The following is an 18,440-nucleotide window of genomic DNA, read 5'->3' as shown; positions in this document are numbered from 1 at the left end:
CTGTTTACACCGTGAAGGACTCAAGATGGGCTTCCTGCAAGGCAAAAAAATTCTTATTACCGGCATGATCTCCAACCGTTCCATCGCCTACGGCATTGCCCAGGCCTGTCATCGTCAAGGCGCGGAACTGGCGTTCACCTACGTGGTGGACAAGTTGGAAGACCGTGTGCGGGAAATGGCCGCCGACTTCGGCAGCAAACTGGTGTACCGCTGCGACGTGCAGAACGATGCCGACATCGAGCAACTGTTCGTGGATCTGGGCAAGGATTGGGACGGCCTGGACGGCCTGGTGCACGCCATCGCCTTCGCCCCGCGCGAATCGCTGGAAGGCGACTTCCTCGACGCCCTGAGCCGCGAAGCGTTCCACACCGCCCACGACGTGTCTGCCTACAGCTTCCCGGCGCTGGCCAAGGCTGCCCGCCCGATGATGAAGGGCCGCAATGGCGCCCTGCTGACCCTGTCCTACCTCGGCGCCGTGCGTGCCATCCCGCACTACAACGTGATGGGCCTCGGCCAAGGCCAGCCTGGAAGCCTCGGTGCGATTCCTGGCCGCCAGCGTCGGCAAGGACGGCATCCGCGCCAACGGCATCTCCGCCGGCCCGATCAAGACCCTGGCCGCTTCCGGCATCTCGGGCTTCTCCAAGCTGCTGTCGATCGCCGCCAACCAGTCCTGCCTGCGCCGCAACGTGACCACCGAAGAAGTCGGCAACACCGCCGCCTTCCTGCTGTCCGACCTGGCCTCCGGCATCACCGGCGAGATCACCTACGTCGACGGCGGTTTCAACATCAACTCGATGAACGTGCCGGAAGAGTAAGTACTCGGCGCGTACGTGCGGTGCAGAAACGGGGGGCGCTGCTCATAAAATGCCATGACCGTTTTAAAAACGATGGCATTCTGTTCCGGCAGCACCCAGTGAGCTTTGACCACCCGAAATTCTGATCATCTGCACCATCACATAGGGGCATCAATTCCAGATTGATGCCCCTTTTATATTGCGGCCCATCCCAAACCGGTCCCACGATATAGAGTGACGCCAGTTCCCCCTTGCAAAGCCGTTACCGGGGAACGACCGGCGAGAGTGGACCGATACACGCACAATCCCGCGCTGACGGGACCCCCTGGCCGAGCACCGGGAAAACGGCGGGAAATTGAGCGCTCACACCATGGCGATACGGTACTGGCTGACCGCCTGGGCCAGGCGCCCCGATAGCTGGTCAAGACTCTCGGCGTGGCTGCTATTGCTGTTTGCCACAACACTGTTTTCCTCGGTCATTCTGGCGATTTGCTCGATGTTCTGCGCGATGCCGCGCAAGGCCTGATCCTGCTCGTCGATCGCCCCGACAATATTCAGCATGTGTTGCGAGATCCGTTGCGACCCCTCGTCGATATGCCCCAAGCCCTGTTCGCTGGCACTGACCGACTGCAAGCTGATCTGGGAGAGTTGGTCGGCTCGCTGCATACCGCTGACGGTGGTATCGATGCGCTGCTGCACCGCCTGTATCAGCACGGCAATCTCGCCGGTCGCCGTAGCGGTGCGTACCGCCAGGCTCCTGACCTCATCCGCCACCACGGCGAAACCACGCCCCATATCGCCGGCCCGCGCCGCCTCGATGGCCGCATTGAGCGCCAGCAGATTGGTCTGCTCCGCAATCTCCTTGATGACATTGATGATGCCGCCGATTTGTTTGGAACTGTCGTCGAGCAAGCTGATGTTACCGCTCGACTCGTGAATCTGGGTCGCAATCTGCCGAACCTGCTGTACGGTTTCATGCATCACGTGCAGGGCCTGGCCCGTTTCGGTCCGGGTCTGATGCACCAGTTCCATCACCGAACGGGCGCTGCCGGCCACTCCGCTCATGCTGACCGACGTCTGCTCCACCGCGGCCGCCACCGAAGAGGTCGCTTCAAACTGTAGCTGCGCGCTTTGCTTCACCTGCACGCTACTCCCTGCCAGTTGCGAGGCGACCGCCCCCATGTTCTGGCCGCAACTCTGCGTATCCTGGATCAAGCGCGAGAAAGACTGCAGCATATGGTTGAAGGCGGTCGCGATCTGCCGGGCTTCAAGCACGCCCTTGGCCGAAACCGTGCGGGACAGGTCGCGGTTGGCGACGGTTTGCTCGACTGCATCGGCGACATTCAACAGGGGGCGGCCGATACTGCGCCCGACCCACATCCCGACCAGGGCCGTCAACAGCATGGTCATTCCCCCTGCCACGACCACGAACCACAGCTGGCGCCACGCCAGTTCCTCCTGGGCCTGCGTCTGGGCCTGGATATTGGCCGTCAACTGCTGCTCGACGGTAAACAGGGCATCGATTTTGGCGGTGATGGCAACGAACCACTGCTCCGCGTTGACCCCGAAGCCGCCCGCGGCGAAATGCAGCGCCATTACATCGCGGAATTGCTGCACCTGGCGTGCTTGCGGGCTTTGCATAACTTTGGCGACGCCCGCCACCTCGTCCGGTTTGGCCAGCGCAGTGAACACCTCCAACAGAATATTCTGGCTATCAATCTTGGACAGGATCAGACGGTACTGCGGCCACGCCACGTGATCGCCGATAAATACCGGCACCGACAATGCCCGTTCCAGACCGGCATTTTCCTTGGCCAAAATCAGCGTTTGATAGGCCTGTAAACGACGCACGATATCGGCCTGATCGTTTTGCAGTCCCAAGGCGGTAATATTTTTGAGCAGTTGGGCGATAGTATGGGTGAAATACGTCGAGCTTTCACCCGGCAGTATAGTTTGCTGGGTAATTTTGTAACGCCAGTCCGCCAGTTGCTGTAACGGCCCTTGCACATCCTGGATCATCGACGGGTCAAGCAACGCCCGGTCTTGCGAAATGGCGTCTCGATAAGCCTGCAAGTTGCGATCGGAGGCTTGCCGGATGGTCGGTAACTTGTCGGCAAACTTGGCTCCATGTGACTGCAAAAAACCAGCCGATGCGCCGCGCTCTATTTGTAATGTGTGGATCAGATTACCCGTCGAGATGGCCACTTCCATTAGCTGCCGTGTCGTCCTGGCTTTTTGGTACTGGGTATAGTTTTGCCAGATCAGCAAAAGAGAAAAACAAGACAACACCAGCAAGGGCACTAGCATAAGTAGTACCAGCCGCTTTCCAATGGTCGAAAACATGATGTACCGCCATCCATAATATGTTATCCGTATAAATATTATGGAAAGTACATCCATTTAAAATTGAGGCAAATCAAACCAATTAGTAACATAAAAAACTTTACATTTCTTGTTTAAATAAAGCCCCACATAAAAAACTTTTTTACCATATCTGGCCAGAATCCTTAATCAGAACTCCGTCCCCCCTCTCGGAGCATCGAGTCGTGTGGCTTTCTCGGGCAGGGACGAGGCCAGCAACGCCTAAGACAGGCTAGGACCCCAGCGGGTCTTTGGCTTGCCTAACCACCCCGGCCAGCAGATAAATGACGCCGGCCGCGAGCAGGCAGTAGAGGTACTGCCATGGCGTCACCGCTCCGAAATGGAACAAGGCGGCCAGCGGGGCCAGCTGGGTCACCAGCAGCAGCATGGCGAGGGTGAGGCCGACCACCCACCACAAGGCGCGGTTCTGCTCCTGGCGCAGCGCGCCGGGGTGGCGATTGCGGAAGACCAGGCCCAGGTTGCCCATCACCAGCGTCTGGAACGCCATGCTGCGCGCCGCGTCCGTTGCGCTGCCCAGGCGTATCGCCGCGGCATACAGCGCCAGCACGCCGACAAACAACACGCCCCCTTGCCACAGACTGCGCGCCAGTCTGCGCGGCGAGAACAGCGGCTCGCCCACCACCCGTGGCGGACGGCGCATCACGCGGGGATGGGCGGCTTCGTTCTCGAACACGATGGAGCCGACCGGGTCGATCACCAGCTCCAGAAACACCACGTGCGCCGGTGCCAGCAGCAGCGGCCACCCCAGCAACAACGGCACCACGGTCAGGCCGATCAGGGGAACGTGAACGGCAATCACGTAGGTGACCGCCTTCACCAGATTGTCGTAGATACGCCGCCCCTGGCGCATCGCGGCGACGATGGCGGTGAAGTTGTCGTCGAGCAGGATCAGCGCCGCCGCCTCACGCGCCACTTGGGTACCGCGCCGCCCCATGGCGATGCCGATATGCGCCGCGCGCAGCGCCGGGGCATCGTTGACGCCGTCGCCGGTCATCGCCACCACCTCGCCGTTGGCCTTGAGCGCCTCGACCAGGCGCAGTTTCTGGTGCGGCCGCACGCGGGCAAAGACCTCGGCCTGCTGCACCACGCCGCGCAGCGCCGCGTCGTCCAGTTGCTCCATCATGTCGCCGCTGACCACCAAGGCATCGTCAATGCCGGCCTGGCGTGCCACCGCCTGTGCCGTGACGGGATAGTCCCCGGTGATCATCACCAGCCGCACCCCGGCCTCGCGGCACTGGGCGATGGCCTCGGGCACCTCGGTACGGACCGGGTCGGCCAGGCCGACCAGACCGAGGAATTCGAAATCGAAATCGTGCTGCCTCTCCGGCCATTCCACGCCGTCATGGCGGGCCTTGGCCACCGCCAGCACGCGCAGGCCTTGTTCGGCCAACGTTTCGACCTCGCGCAGCAGTTGCACACACTGCGCCTCGGGCAGGTGGCACAGGTCGAACACGGCCTCCGGCGCGCCCTTGCTGGCGACCGGGTAGTAGTCGCGGTCCGGCGCGATCCAGCCGTGGCTCATGGCCTGCAACTGCGGCGTCAGCTCGTACTCCTGGGTCAGCGCCCAGTCCGGACGCAGGTGCTCGGTGCCGGCCAGGTAGCTATGGCCGAAGTGGTGAAAGGCCCGCTCCATCGGGTCGATCGGGTCGATCTCGCTGGCCAGGATCAGGTATTCGAGCAGTTCGTGGTAAGGCTCGTCGAGCGTGGAGAGGGCGTCGTCGACCACCAGCGTGCGGCCGTCGACGTAGAGCTGGCGCACCGCCATGCGGTTATGGGTCAGGGTGCCGGTCTTGTCGACGCACAGCACGCTGGTCTGCCCCAGCGTCTCGATGGCGTTGAGGCGCCGTGTCAGCACGCGGTCATGAGCCAGACGGCGTGCGCCCAGCGCCATGAACACGGTCAGTATCACCGGGAACTCCTGCGGCAAGAGGCCCATCGCCAGCGTGATGCCGGCCAGCAGACCCGCGAGCCAGTCGCCGCGGGTGATCCCGTACAACACCAGCACGACCAGGCTCAACATCAGCCCATAGATGGCCAGCTCGCGGACAAAACGACGCGTTTCCTGCTGCAGTGGGGAGATGGGCTGCTCGATCGTGCCCAGCATCTTGCCGATCTTGCCCAGCTCGGTCTCGAGGCCGGTGGCACAAACCCGCATCACCCCCTGCCCCTGCACCACCTGCGAACCGGCGTAGGCAAAGGGCGTATCGTCGCCCCCCGGGCCACCGGCCCGGCTCGTGCCGGCGAGCCCTGCCAGCTTGCGCACCGGCACCGATTCGCCGCTCAGCAGCGACTCGTCGAGCGACAGCTCGTTGGCCACCAGCAGTTCGCCGTCGGCCGGCACCCGGTCACCTTCGCCGATCAACACGATATCGCCCGGCACCAGCTCGGAGGCGGCGACGGTTTTCTGCACCCCGCCACGGCGCACCACGGCGCGCGGGCTCGCCAGTTCGCGCAGGGTTTCCAGCACGCGCTCGGTGCGCCGCTCCTGCAGCACCGTCATCAGCACGATGACCAGCACGAACCCCAGCAACAGCAGCGCCTCGCGAACATCGCCGAGCAGCAGGTAGATCGACCCCGCCACCAAGAGCAGCAGGAACATCGGTTCGCGCAGGATTTCGCACGTCAGCCGCCACAAGGTACGGCGCGGTTCGACAAACAGGGTGTTGGGACCAACCCGGGCCAGCGTCGCGGCGGCCTCGGTGTCGCTCAGGCCATCCGGTCCGTGATTGGCGGCAGCGAGGGGGCTCTCCGGGGACATCGTGGCGGACTCAGTGCAGCCAGAGCACTGCCCCCCAGGCCATCAGCAGGGCACCGCTCAGGCGCCCTCCCCAACGGCCGAGCGGCAGCAGTTTTTCCAACAGCACGAAGACGCTGAGCAGCGCCACCCACAGCAGGTTCATCACCCCGACCACGAACAGCAGCCCCATCACCGCCCAGCAGCAGCCCAGGCAGTACAGGCCATGCAGCAACCCCATGCGCAGCGCCCCGGCGGCACCGGGACGCCAGTGCCCCATGACGAAACCCAGCGGAGAGCGGCAGTGGCCGAGGCAGGCCTGCTTGAACGGCAGCCACTGGTAGATACCCGCCAGCATCAGGATGCCGCCGCCCAGCCAGACATTGGCGCTGGCGAGTTCGGGGGTCAGCAGGGCGGCCTGGTCCAGCGCCCATTGCAGCGCCGTGGCGGCGATGCCGAAGCTGCTCCACACCAGCAGGTAGGCGGAGGAGAACAGCGCCACCTGCCCGGCGGCGGCACGGCGCGACTGCCGCTGGCCTGCCACCAGCTGGTACAACAGGATCATCGGCAAGGCGCTGGGCAGCATCATGCCGACCATCATCGTCGCCCACATGGCCCAGGTCAGCAGGAAGTCGGCCGGCTGCCACGACATCGCCATCGGCCCGGTCATCACCATGCCGGCCATTCCCGCCATGCCCATCGCCGGCATGTTCTGGCTCAGTCGCCACAGCGCCAGCCAGGCCAGCCCGGCCACCCCGAGCAGGCACAGCAACACCGGCCACTGCTCCGGGTGCAACCGGTCGCGCAGCGGCGGCGGCGCGGCGGCCGGTTCGGATCGCGGCATGCCGTTCATCGACACGGGTTCAGCGCACCACACCGTGGCCCGTCATGTGCAGGCGCGCGAAGTGCGCGTGTCCTTTCGGGGAAGCAATGGCAAGGGCACCGTGGGTGGCGAAGTGCCCGCTGCCCATTTCGGCTTCGGTGAACTCGAAGCCGTCCGGCAACGTCAAGCGCGCCCGCTGCGCCATGCCGGTCACCGGATTGCGAATCGGCTCGCCGCTCGCCTCCAGCACGCCGGCAATCGACGTCGTGGCCAGCCGGTTATCGGGGTCGACCGCAAACGAGATCGGCACAAACTGCGGCTCGTACAGCTGGCTCAGCGTGGTGCTGAAGATCTGGAACACGTTGGCGCCAGGGTCGGAATGCTGCCCGGAAAGAATGGTCAGCAGCGCCTCGCGCTGCGCCGGGCTGGCCTTGTCTTCGATATAGATCTGGCAGCTGCCGTTACCCTGGTGGATGGCACCGGGCCAGGCGAAGACGCCGACCCAGCACAAGCCGTCCAGATTGACCTCGCCAAACTGTCCCTGGTCGATACGCATCGACACCACCGCCTCGCATTTACCCTGCGTCGGCGGCGAACTGAACTGGCAGGGGCAGCCCCAGTTGCAATTGCAGGTGGCAAACTCGACGCCCTGCAGGCGCCACTCGATCATGTCCATCACAACACCCTCCTGTCCGGCTAGCGCCATCGCACTACGCTTTGGTGTTCACTTTAAAGCTAGCAGATGGCACCGCCGACAGCGGCCGGAACAAGGCGTACCGGCAGGAAATATCGGGAGGCGGATGATACATGCACGGGCAGTCGGCGGTGACCCTGCCCGCATCGGGCCATACGACGACGGTGGTGCTCAGAACGGAGCGGACAAGCCGCGCGCGGCGTAGGCTTGGCGCAGGGTGTCGCGCAGGCAGGAGGGGCACAGGCAATCGCCGCCGCTCGGCACGAGTGGCAGCACCGCCGGCAGCTCGCTGCACCAGCAGCCCCCACCCGGCCCGCCTTGGCCACACCGGAACGCCGCCCCGCAGCGCGGGCAGTGCTTGCCGACCACCGGCAGCGGCAAGGCCAGCAGCCGGGCCCATACCGCCTGCTTCTGCATCTCGTCGAAGCCAGACCAGCCGGCAATCTCATCCAGCGTGCGGCGGCAGCCGAGACAGCTCTGGCCGGCGTCGTCGAGCCGGCATTGCTGGATGCAAGGCGATGGAATCGGCTTGCTGGTGCTCATCGGCATCCTCCGGAGAAATTTTGGACATGGTCGCGGACAGAAGGCAACGCCTCGGGCGAGGCGGCCGGGCCCTGTTGCCATGACAGGGCATGGGGCATCGCTTATGCTGGAACGCCCCGTCCCGGAGCTGTCCATGACCGCGATCGCCCTGCCCGCCCCCAGTGCGCTGTTGCTGATCGACCTGCAACGCGCCATCGACCACCCCGACTGGGGGGTGCGCAACAACCCGCACGCCGAAACCCGCATGCAGGCGCTACTGACGCGTTGGCGCCAGCGCGGCTGGCCGGTGATCCACGTGCGCCACGACTCGCAGGAAGCCGGCTCGCACTATCGCCCCGGTCAGCCGGGGCACTCCTTCAAGGCAGGTTTCGAGCCGCAAGCGGACGAACTGATCATCGCCAAGCACACCAACAACGCCTTCGTCGGCACCAACCTCGAGCAGCGCCTGCGTCGCGCCGGCCTGCACTCGCTGGTGGTGCTCGGGGTCATCACCAACAACTCGATCGAGGCCACCGTGCGCATGGCCGGCAACCTCGGCTTTCGCGTGCAACTGCCGGCGGATGGCTGCTTCACCTTCAACCGCCGCGACTGGAACGGCGTCGAGCGCAGCGCCGACGAGGTGCACGCGATGAGCCTGGCCAACCTGGACGGCGAGTACTGCGCCGTCACCGATTGTGCCACGCTGCTGGCCGCACTCGGGCAATAACGAAGGTTGGCCGAAAGCCGCTTCGGCCAACCCGCCATGCCAAGACCCCATCAGGCCGCCAGCCACTCCGCGTGAATACGCCTCACCTCGGCCAGCCAGCGCTGCTTGTCATCCTCGGCGAGCCAGCTCGCCTCGAAGCTGTTGTTGACCAGCGACACCACCTCGTCCGCGCTCAGATCGAGTGCCTGGCGGCAGGCCAGCAGGTTGGCGTTGAGATAGCCGCCGAAATAGGCCGGGTCGTCGGAATTCACCATCGCCTTCAGACCCGCCTGCAGCAGCTGGCGCAGATTGTGTCGGGCCAGCTCGTCCACCACCTTCAGGCGCACGTTGGACAACGGGCACACCGTCAACGGCATCCTGGCTTCGGCCAACCTTTTCACCAGCGCCGGGTCTTCCAGGCTGCGCACACCGTGATCGATCCGACAGACCTTGAGCAGTTCCAGCGCCTCCCATACGTACTCGGGCGGCCCCTCCTCGCCGGCGTGCGCCACGCACGGCTTGCCCAGCTCATGGCAGCGCGCGAACAGCATGGCGAACTTGGACGGCGGATGGCCCAGCTCGCTCGAATCGAGCCCGAAGCCGTCGATCCGGTCGAGGTGCGGCAAGGCCTCGGCCAGGGTGGCGAAGCCCTCGTCCTCGGACAGGTGGCGCAGGAAGGACAGGATCAGGCGCGAGCTCATGCCCCACGCGCGGCCGGCCTCGTCCAGCGCCTCGCGGATGCCGTCCAGCACGGTGGCGAAGGGAATGCCACGTGCGGTGTGCGTCTGCGGATCAAAGAAAATCTCGACGTGCACCACGTTGTCGGCGTGGGCACGATGCAGGTAGGCGCGGGTCAGCTCGTAGAAGTCCTGCCGCGTCTGCAGCACGCCGGCCCCGGCGTAGTAGAGGTCGAGAAAGGACTGCAGGTTGCTGAAATCGTAGGCCGCGCGCAGTGCCTCGACGCTGGCGTAGGGCAGACTGATGCCGTTGCGCTGCGCCAGTGTGAACATCATTTCAGGCTCCAGCGTGCCCTCGATATGCAGGTGCAGTTCGGTCTTGGGCAAACGGCGGATCAGATCGTCGACATCCTGATGGGCCATGATCGTTCTCCAATGAAAAAACGGCGCAGTATACACTGCGCCGTTGCGGTTTCCTGAGCCAGGAAGGATTACTGAGCAGCCGAAGCGGCGGCCGGAGCAGCCGGGGCCGCCCCACCACCGATGGTCTGCATGACCTTCCACTGGCCGCCTTCCACCTTGTAGACGGTGATGCCACCATCCTTCAGGTCACCCTTGTCATCGTAGGTCCAGTTGGACGACGTCACGCCAGAGTACTTGATCTTGGCCAGAACCGGCATGTACGCCTTCGGATCGGAAGAGTTGGCGTCTTTCATGGCCTGGATCAGGGCACGGGTCGCATCGTAGCCGTACGGGGAATAGGTGGCGACGTCCATCTTGAAGCGCGCCTTGTAGCGGGCTTCATAGTCCTTGCCCTTCGGCATCTGGTCCAGCGGCAGACCGGCCAGGGAGGCGATCGAGCCTTCGGCTTCCTTGCCGGCCAGTTGCAGGAAGGTCGGGGTCTTCGTCATCTCGCCCGAGATCAGCGGGGCCTTCAGACCCAGACGCTTCATCTGCTTGGCCATCGGGGCGGACTGGGCGTCGGCACCACCGTAGAAGACCACGTCCGGGCTCACCCCCTTGATCGAGGTAAGAATGGCGGCAAAGTCGGTGGCCTTGTCGTTGGTGAATTCGCGCTTGACGACTTCACCACCGGCTGCCTTGACCGCCTTTTCGAACTCGTCGGCCGGGCCTTGGCCATAGGCCGTGCGATCGTCAACGATAACGACCTTCTTGGCCTTCAGGGTATCCACCACGAACTTGCCCATCACGCTACCCTGCTGGGTGTCGGAGGTCATCGAACGGAAGGTGTTCTTGAAGCCCTGGGCGGTGAACACCGGCGACGTCGCCATGGCGATCATCGGAATACCGGCATCGGAATAGATTTTGGAGGCCGGGATGGCGCAACCGGAGTTGAAGTGGCCAATGATACCGACCACCTTGTCGTCCACAAACTTCTGGGCCAGCTGGGTAGCGGTCTTCGGGTCAGCCTGGTCGTCCTGGGCATCCAGCTCGAAGGTTACCGGTTTGCCACCGATGGTCGGCTTCTCGGCGTTGGCGTCTTCGATCGCCAGCGTTACGCCGTTCTTGTATTCCTCACCGTAGTGGGCCTGCGGGCCAGTCAGCGGGGCAGCAAAGCCGATCTTGACCGTTTCGGCAGCCGGGGCGCCACCGGCAGCCTGCTCGGCAGCCGGTTCTTCTTTTGCCGCAGGCGGATACCGCGAGGGCGGCAGCTACGGCGAACGAGATCGTGGTCAGCTTGGTCACTTGCATCGTTTTTCCTCTGTTTGTAGTCAGGATTTTTTCCCACACCATGGGGTAACGTGGCGTAGATGTCACTGCAGTTAATAGAAAACGCTTTGTAAAACGTGTGGCGGCATTATTCCAACGCCGCCACCCCATGACAAGCCCGATCAGTCTCCCATGCTCATCAGGCTGGCATTTCCGCCGGCAGCCGTGGTATTTACGCTAACGGCACGCTCCACCACCAGCCGGTGCAAGTTGATAGCGCCCGGTTCCACGGCCAGCAACTGGATCAGCGCGCCGTCACGTGCCGCCAGGCGGCGCTGCAACTGATCGGCCGCCGCGGTCTCGCCGGCAAACAGCACCCCGGCCACCTCGGCTTCGGCCACATCGCGGCTCAGCTCGACGTAACCGTTCAGCTTCGCGGCCAGCTTGCGTGCACCCTCGCCATCCTCCAGCACGGCCCGGTTGCCGGTGGCAAACACCGCGATCAACTGCTGCAGCAGGCCTTCGGTCGAGGACGCCACGCAACCGATCTTACCGCGCGGAGCAAACAGCAACCCGTTATTCTCACCGGTCGGCCCCGGCAGTTCCACCGCATGCGCCAGCGGCGTGTGCCGGCTCGCCTCGCCCAGCGCCTGACGCAGGCGGGACTGTGTCGACGCATCCAGCCCGAATCCACCCAGCTCGGCGTCGAGCTTCTGAAGCGCCGGCAGCTCAGCCGGTTGCGGGGTCAGCTTCAGCGCCGGCTGCCACTTGGCACGGGTCAGACGATACAGATAGAACGGCCCACCCGCCTTCGGACCGGTGCCGGACTTGCCCTCGCCGCCGAACGGCTGCACCCCGACCACCGCACCGACGATGTTACGGTTGACGTAGACGTTGCCGACCTTGATGCGCGACACGATGCGGTCGATGGTCTCGTCGATACGGCTGTGGATGCCGTGGGTCAGACCATAGCCGGTGCTGTTGATCTCGTCCACCACGCGGTCGATGTCGGATGCCTCGAAGCGCAACACATGCAGCACCGGGCCGAACACCTCGCGCGTCAGGTCTTTCAGGCTGTCGATTTCGAACATCGTCGGCGGCACGAAGGTACCCTGCCCGGCATCTTCGGCCAACTTGGTCTGATAGGTCCAGCGCGCGCGCGGCTTCATCTTCTCGATGTGTGCCAGCAGGTTCTGCTGGGCCTCGGCATCGATCACCGGCCCCACATCGGTAGTGAGGTGCGCCGGATTGCCCACGGTCAGCTCGTCCATCGCCCCCTTGATCATGCGGATCACCTTGTCGGCGATGTCGCTTTGCAGGTAGAGCACACGTAGCGCCGAACAGCGCTGGCCCGCCGAATCGAAGGCCGAGGACAGCACATCGGTCACCACCTGCTCCGGCAGCGCCGAGCTGTCGACGATCATCGCGTTCTGGCCGCCGGTCTCCGCCACCAACGGCACCTCGCCGCCACGTTGGGCCAGGGTGCGGTGGATGATCTGCGCCACTTCGGTCGAGCCGGTGAAGATCACCCCTTGAATGCGCGGGTCACGCGTCAGCGCCGCACCGACCACCTCGCCTCGGCCCGGCAGCAATTGCAGCACTTGGCGCGGCACGCCGGCCTCGTGGAACAGACGCACGGCAAACGCCGCGATCAGGCTGGTCTGCTCGGCTGGCTTGGCCAGCACCGGGTTGCCGGCGGCCAACGCCGCGCTCACCTCGCCGGTGAAGATCGCCAGCGGGAAGTTCCACGGGCTGATACACACCACCGGACCCAGCGGCGCATGGCTGTCGTTCTTGAACTCGGCACGGATCTGGGCGGCGTAGTAGCGGCAGAAATCGACCGCCTCACGCACCTCGGCAATCGCGTTGGTCAGCGTCTTGCCGGCCTCGCGCACCGCCAGCCCCATCAGCGCCGGCATATTGTCTTCCATCAGCGTCGCCATGCGCTCGAGGCAGGCGGCGCGTTCGGCCACTGGCGTGCCGGCCCAGGCCGCGGCAGCGCTTTCGGCCAGATTCAGCGCATGCGCCACGTCGGCCTCGGTCGCTTCATACACTTGGCCGACGACGTCGTTGCGATCGGCCGGATTGCGCACCGGCAGCGGTTCGGCGCTGGTCACCTCGCCATCGCCCAGCAACGGGCAAGCCTGCCAGCTCTGTTTTTCGGAGTCGATCAGCCCCATCTGCAAGGTTGCCAGCAGCTGCTCGTTGGACAGGTCGAGGCCACGCGAATTGGCCCGCTCGCTACCGTACAGTTCCAGCGGCAAGGCAATCTTGGCATGCGGCTGGCCACCATGACGCGCCGCCTCGGCCACCGGATCGCCCACCAGTTCGTCGATCGAGACCGACTCGTCGACAATGCGGTTGACGAACGACGAGTTGGCGCCGTTTTCCAGCAGACGGCGCACCAGGTACGCCAGCAGCGTTTCGTGCGAGCCCACCGGGGCATAGATACGGCAGGCTCGGCCCAGGTTGGCCGAACCGACCACCTGGTCGTACAGCGTTTCGCCCATGCCGTGCAGGCACTGGAATTCATAATCCTTGTCACCGGCCAGCGTGTGAATGGCCGACAGGCTGTAGGCGTTGTGCGTGGCGAACTGCGGATAGATCGCGTCCTGGGCCGACAGCAGCTTCTTGGCGCAGGCCAGGTAGGACACGTCGGTGTAAACCTTGCGCGTGTACACCGGGTAGCCCGGCAGGCCATCCACCTGAGCACGCTTGATCTCGGCGTCCCAGTAGGCGCCCTTCACCAGACGGACCATGAAACGATGCTTGGTGCGGCGCGCCAGATCGATCAGGAAGTCGATGACATAAGGACAGCGCTTCTGATAGGCCTGCACCACGATACCGATGCCCTCGAAACCGGCCAGGTCCGGATCGTTGGCCAAAGCCTCGACCAGGTCCATCGAGATTTCCAGGCGGTCAGCCTCCTCGGCATCGATGTTCAAACCGATATTGTATTCTTTGGCCTGCAGGAACAGCTGCTTCAGGCGCGGCAGCAGCTCGCCCATCATGCGCTCATGCTTGGCGCGGGCGTAGCGCGGATGGATGGCGGACAGTTTCACCGAAATACCCGGCCCCTGGTAGACGCCACGGCCGTTGGACGCCTTGCCGATGGCGTGGATCGCCATCACGTAATCGTCCAGGTAGCGCTGCGCGTCCTCCTCGGTCATCGCCGCCTCGCCCAGCATGTCGTAGCTGAAACGGTAGCCGCGCGACTCGCGCTCGACACCGTTGTCCAGCGCCTCGCCGATGGTCTCGCCGGTCACGAACTGCTTGCCCAGCATGCGCATCGCCATGTCCACACCCTTGCGGATCAGCGGCTCGCCACCCTTGGCGATCAGCTTGGTCATCGCCGCCGACAACCCTTTCGCACTGTGAGACGCCACCAGCTTGCCGGTCACCAGCAAGCCCCATGCCGCCGCGTTGACGAACAACGACGAGCTATTGCCCAGGTGAGCACTCCAGTCACCCTTGCTGATCTTGTCGCGGATCAGGCGATCGGCCGTCTCCTTGTCGGGAATGCGCAGCAGCGCTTCGGCCAGGCACATCAGGGCGATCCCCTCCTGGCTCGACAACGAAAACTCGTGCATCAAGGCGTCCACCCCGCTGGCCCGGGTCCGCTCCTTGCGAACACGCGACACCAGACGACGCGCCAGATCCTGAGCCGTACGCACCTCCGCCTCGCTCATCGCCGCCTGCGGCAGCAAAGCCTGTACACACTCCCGCTCGTCCCGGCGGTACGCCGCGGTGATCGCGTCCCGGAGAGGCGACTGGGTATGGGCAAACACCTCGAATTGCATCTTGAACTCCTGCTCTATGTATCAGCTTTGGCTAACAATGAATTTTTGCCTATTGTATACATTATTTTTTAACCTTGGCGAAATATAGCGGCGACACGTCAGGAAAGCTGGAAAATCGGTGAAAACGAGCGCAAGTGCCCAGCGAGCAACGCGTCAAATGTTGCATGAAGGCAACGAACAACGCCCTATCGTTGTAGACGAAAATATTGGGATGGGAACAAGGCAACAAAAACAAAGAGGGGAAAAAGCCGGGGAATGGCAAGTAGCGCTAAAGCCACCGGCACCAGCAAACTTGCCCGAATAGCCAAAAATCGATCGGCGCTGTCGTCCATGATCGAGATGCTGTGCCACCACGCCGACCTTGAGGTAATGGTGCACGTCACCATCAGGTGAGGCTAGGCAGGGCTGCACTTTCGATCAGCCATTCGATCAGAGTTTTATTGGGGTACCGCGCTGACGGGACGTCACGGCCGGTTCTTCAGCCAAGCCGTCAGTGTGAGAGGGAGAAACGCGCAGCACCAAGGCCGGTAATCCGGCCTTTTTCTTGCCGTCTGCGGAGAGGGGGAAGGTGGACGCGGTGGAGGATGCATTCTGCCGGCGCAAAGCACAAAGCCCAGCTCGGATGAGCTGGGCTTTCTTGAGGGGAGTCTGGCGGTGTCCTACTTTCACACGGCAATGCCGCACTATCATCGGCGCTAAGGCGTTTCACGGTCCTGTTCGGGATGGGAAGGGGTGGGACCACCTCGCTAAGGCCGCCAGACATAAACTGTCAACAAACTGGAAGAAGCCTGGAAGCCTCTCAGCTTCCATTTCGAATTGGGTAATCGATTGTACGTCGCACACTCTATTCACCGCGTGGCCCAAGCCACTCAAATGATAGGATCAAGCCTCACGAGCAATTAGTATCGGTTAGCTTCACGCCTCACAGCGCTTCCACACCCGACCTATCAACGTCCTGGTCTCGAACGACTCTTCAGGAGGGTCAAGCCCTCAGGGAAGTCTCATCTTCAGGCGAGTTTCCCGCTTAGATGCTTTCAGCGGTTATCTCTTCCGAACTTAGCTACCCGGCAATGCCACTGGCGTGACAACCGGTACACCAGAGGTTCGTCCACTCCGGTCCTCTCGTACTAGGAGCAGCCCCCGTCAAACTTCCAACGCCCACTGCAGATAGGGACCAAACTGTCTCACGACGTTTTGAACCCAGCTCACGTACCACTTTAAATGGCGAACAGCCATACCCTTGGGACCGGCTACAGCCCCAGGATGTGATGAGCCGACATCGAGGTGCCAAACTCCGCCGTCGATGTGAACTCTTGGGCGGAATCAGCCTGTTATCCCCGGAGTACCTTTTATCCGTTGAGCGATGGCCCTTCCATTCAGAACCACCGGATCACTATGTCCTGCTTTCGCACCTGCTCGACTTGTCGGTCTCGCAGTTAAGCCACCTTATGCCATTGCACTATCAGCACGATTTCCGACCGTACCTAGGTGACCTTCGAACTCCTCCGTTACACTTTGGGAGGAGACCGCCCCAGTCAAACTGCCTACCATGCACTGTCCCCGATCCGGATCACGGACCAAGGTTAGAACCTCAAACACACCAGGGTGGTATTTCAAGGACGGCTCCACCAGAACTAGCGTCCTGGTTTCATAGCCTCCCACCTATCCTACACAAGTCTGTTCAAAGTCCAATGCAAAGCTACAGTAAAGGTTCACGGGGTCTTTCCGTCTAGCAGCGGGGAGATTGCATCTTCACAAACATTTCAACTTCGCTGAGTCTCAGGAGGAGACAGTGTGGCCATCGTTACGCCATTCGTGCGGGTCGGAACTTACCCGACAAGGAATTTCGCTACCTTAGGACCGTTATAGTTACGGCCGCCGTTTACCGGGGCTTCGATCAAGAGCTTGCACCCCATCACTTAACCTTCCGGCACCGGGCAGGCGTCACACCGTATACGTCCACTTTCGTGTTGGCACAGTGCTGTGTTTTTGATAAACAGTCGCAGCCACCGATTCTCTGCGACCTCTCGAGGCTTCGAACGCGAGGTCCTACACCTTAAGAGGCATACCTTCTCCCGAAGTTACGGTATCAATTTGCCGAGTTCCTTCTCCTGAGTTCTCTCAAGCGCCTTAGAATTTTCATCCTGCCCACCTGTGTCGGTTTGCGGTACGGTTCTCGTATAGCTGAAGCTTAGTGGCTTTTCCTGGAAGCGTGGTATCAGTCACTTCGGTTCCGTAGAACCTCGTTATCACGTCTCGGTGTTAACAAAGGAGCGGATTTGCCTACTCCTTCCACCTACCGGCTTGAACCAGGGCATCCAACACCTGGCTGACCTAACCTTCTCCGTCCCCACATCGCACTATACGAAAGTACGGGAATATTGACCCGTTTCCCATCGACTACGCTTTTCAGCCTCGCCTTAGGGGCCGACTCACCCTACGCCGATGAACGTTGCGTAGGAAACCTTGGGCTTTCGGCGAGCGGGCTTTTCACCCGCTTTATCGCTACTCATGTCAGCATTCGCACTTCTGATATCTCCAGCATGCCTTACGACACACCTTCACAGACCTACAGAACGCTCCCCTACCATCTGCACTTGCGTGCAAATCCGCGGCTTCGGTTATCAGTTTGAGCCCCGTTACATCTTCCGCGCAGGACGACTCGACCAGTGAGCTATTACGCTTTCTTTAAATGATGGCTGCTTCTAAGCCAACATCCTGGCTGTCTAGGCCTTCCCACTTCGTTTACCACTTAACTGATCATTTGGGACCTTAGCCGGCGGTCTGGGTTGTTTCCCTCTTGACGATGGACGTTAGCACCCACCGTCTGTCTCCCATGCTCGCACTTTCCGGTATTCAGAGTTTGCCATGGTTTGGTAAATCGCAATGACCCCCTAGCCATAACAGTGCTTTACCCCCGGAAGTGATACATGAGGCACTACCTAAATAGTTTTCGGGGAGAACCAGCTATCTCCGAGTTTGTTTAGCCTTTCACCCCTATCCACAGCTCATCCCCTAGTTTTGCAACACTAGTGGGTTCGGACCTCCAGTGCGTGTTACCGCACCTTCATCCTGGCCATGGATAGATCACTCGGTTTCGGGTCTACGCCCAGCAACTAAAGCGCCCTATTCGGACTCGGTTTCCCTACGCCTCCCCTATTCGGTTAAGCTCGCTACTGAACGTAAGTCGCTGACCCATTATACAAAAGGTACGCAGTCACCCCTTGCGAGGCTCCCACTGTTTGTATGCATCCGGTTTCAGGTTCTATTTCACTCCCCTCCCGGGGTTCTTTTCGCCTTTCCCTCACGGTACTGGTTCACTATCGGTCGATCACGAGTATTTAGCCTTGGAGGATGGTCCCCCCATCTTCAGACAGGATTTCGCGTGTCCCGCCCTACTTCTCGTACGCCTAGTCCTTGGAATGCGTTTTCGTGTACGGGGCTATCACCCACTATGGCGGCCATTTCCAGGGCCTTCCACTAACACAATCCATAACACGTACAGGCTGTTCCGCGTTCGCTCGCCACTACTGACGGAATCTCGGTTGATTTCTATTCCTGCGGGTACTTAGATGTTTCAGTTCTCCGCGTTCGCTCTACCTTGCCTATGTGTTCAGCAAGGAGTACCTATTGCTAG

General features: G+C 62.1%; 9 protein-coding genes, 2 rRNA genes and 2 pseudogenes (1 of these 13 only partly in view). 2 read left to right on the top strand and 11 right to left on the bottom strand.

The features are described 5' to 3' along the window. Positions 1-25: 25 nt before the first annotated feature. Positions 26-815 (top strand): annotated as a pseudogene (gene fabI / locus ABKF58_RS10775) (enoyl-ACP reductase FabI). 342 nt (positions 816-1,157) lie between these two features. Here fabI and ABKF58_RS10770 read toward each other — a convergent pair. From ABKF58_RS10770 to ABKF58_RS10750, 5 genes are all read right to left on the bottom strand, one after another. Beyond that, a complete protein-coding gene (locus ABKF58_RS10770; RefSeq protein WP_482580658.1) occupies positions 1,158-3,137 on the bottom strand; it encodes a methyl-accepting chemotaxis protein in 1,980 nt (659 codons plus the stop codon). Positions 3,138-3,387: 250 nt separating this feature from the next. Beyond that, the gene (locus ABKF58_RS10765) at positions 3,388-5,934 is read right to left on the bottom strand and encodes a cation-translocating P-type ATPase (RefSeq protein ID WP_482580657.1); all 2,547 of its coding nucleotides are present in this window, start codon (positions 5,932-5,934) and stop codon (positions 3,388-3,390) included. 10 nt (positions 5,935-5,944) lie between these two features. Next, on the bottom strand, positions 5,945-6,754 hold the full coding sequence (locus ABKF58_RS10760; protein WP_482580656.1) for a DUF2182 domain-containing protein: 810 nt from the start codon (positions 6,752-6,754) through the stop codon (positions 5,945-5,947). A gap of 19 nt (positions 6,755-6,773) precedes the next feature. After that, complete coding sequence (locus ABKF58_RS10755; protein WP_482580655.1) at positions 6,774-7,409, bottom strand: DUF1326 domain-containing protein; 636 nt, start codon at positions 7,407-7,409, stop codon at positions 6,774-6,776. 189 nt (positions 7,410-7,598) lie between these two features. Next, positions 7,599-7,970, bottom strand: a complete 372-nt coding sequence (locus ABKF58_RS10750) for a cysteine-rich CWC family protein (protein WP_482580654.1) — start codon at positions 7,968-7,970, stop codon at positions 7,599-7,601. A gap of 133 nt (positions 7,971-8,103) precedes the next feature. Between ABKF58_RS10750 and ABKF58_RS10745 the strand changes: the two genes are divergently transcribed. After that, positions 8,104-8,676: a cysteine hydrolase family protein gene (locus ABKF58_RS10745; protein WP_482580653.1), complete on the top strand. Its 573-nt coding sequence runs from the start codon at positions 8,104-8,106 to the stop codon at positions 8,674-8,676. 50 nt (positions 8,677-8,726) lie between these two features. Here ABKF58_RS10745 and ABKF58_RS10740 read toward each other — a convergent pair whose 3' ends face one another. From ABKF58_RS10740 to ABKF58_RS10715, 6 genes and pseudogenes are all read right to left on the bottom strand, one after another. Further along, complete coding sequence (locus ABKF58_RS10740; protein WP_482580652.1) at positions 8,727-9,755, bottom strand: adenosine deaminase; 1,029 nt, start codon at positions 9,753-9,755, stop codon at positions 8,727-8,729. Positions 9,756-9,823: 68 nt separating this feature from the next. Continuing rightward, a pseudogene (locus tag ABKF58_RS10735) lies at positions 9,824-11,045 on the bottom strand (branched-chain amino acid ABC transporter substrate-binding protein). A gap of 140 nt (positions 11,046-11,185) precedes the next feature. Continuing rightward, the gene (gene putA / locus ABKF58_RS10730) at positions 11,186-14,803 is read right to left on the bottom strand and encodes a trifunctional transcriptional regulator/proline dehydrogenase/L-glutamate gamma-semialdehyde dehydrogenase (protein WP_482580651.1); all 3,618 of its coding nucleotides are present in this window, start codon (positions 14,801-14,803) and stop codon (positions 11,186-11,188) included. Between the two features lie 185 nt (positions 14,804-14,988). Continuing rightward, entirely contained in the window at positions 14,989-15,135 is a 147-nt protein-coding gene (locus ABKF58_RS10725) for a hypothetical protein (RefSeq protein WP_482580650.1), read from the bottom strand. A 314-nt stretch (positions 15,136-15,449) separates the two neighbouring features. Beyond that, positions 15,450-15,563: ribosomal RNA gene (gene rrf / locus ABKF58_RS10720) — 5S ribosomal RNA — on the bottom strand. Between the two features lie 118 nt (positions 15,564-15,681). Then, positions 15,682-18,440: ribosomal RNA gene (locus ABKF58_RS10715) — 23S ribosomal RNA — on the bottom strand; it runs 132 nt beyond the window's last position.

The organism is Pseudogulbenkiania sp. AW2-16 (assembly GCF_056824575.1).
Note: the sequence above shows the minus strand (reverse complement) of the source record. Positions and strands in the feature narration are given on the sequence as shown.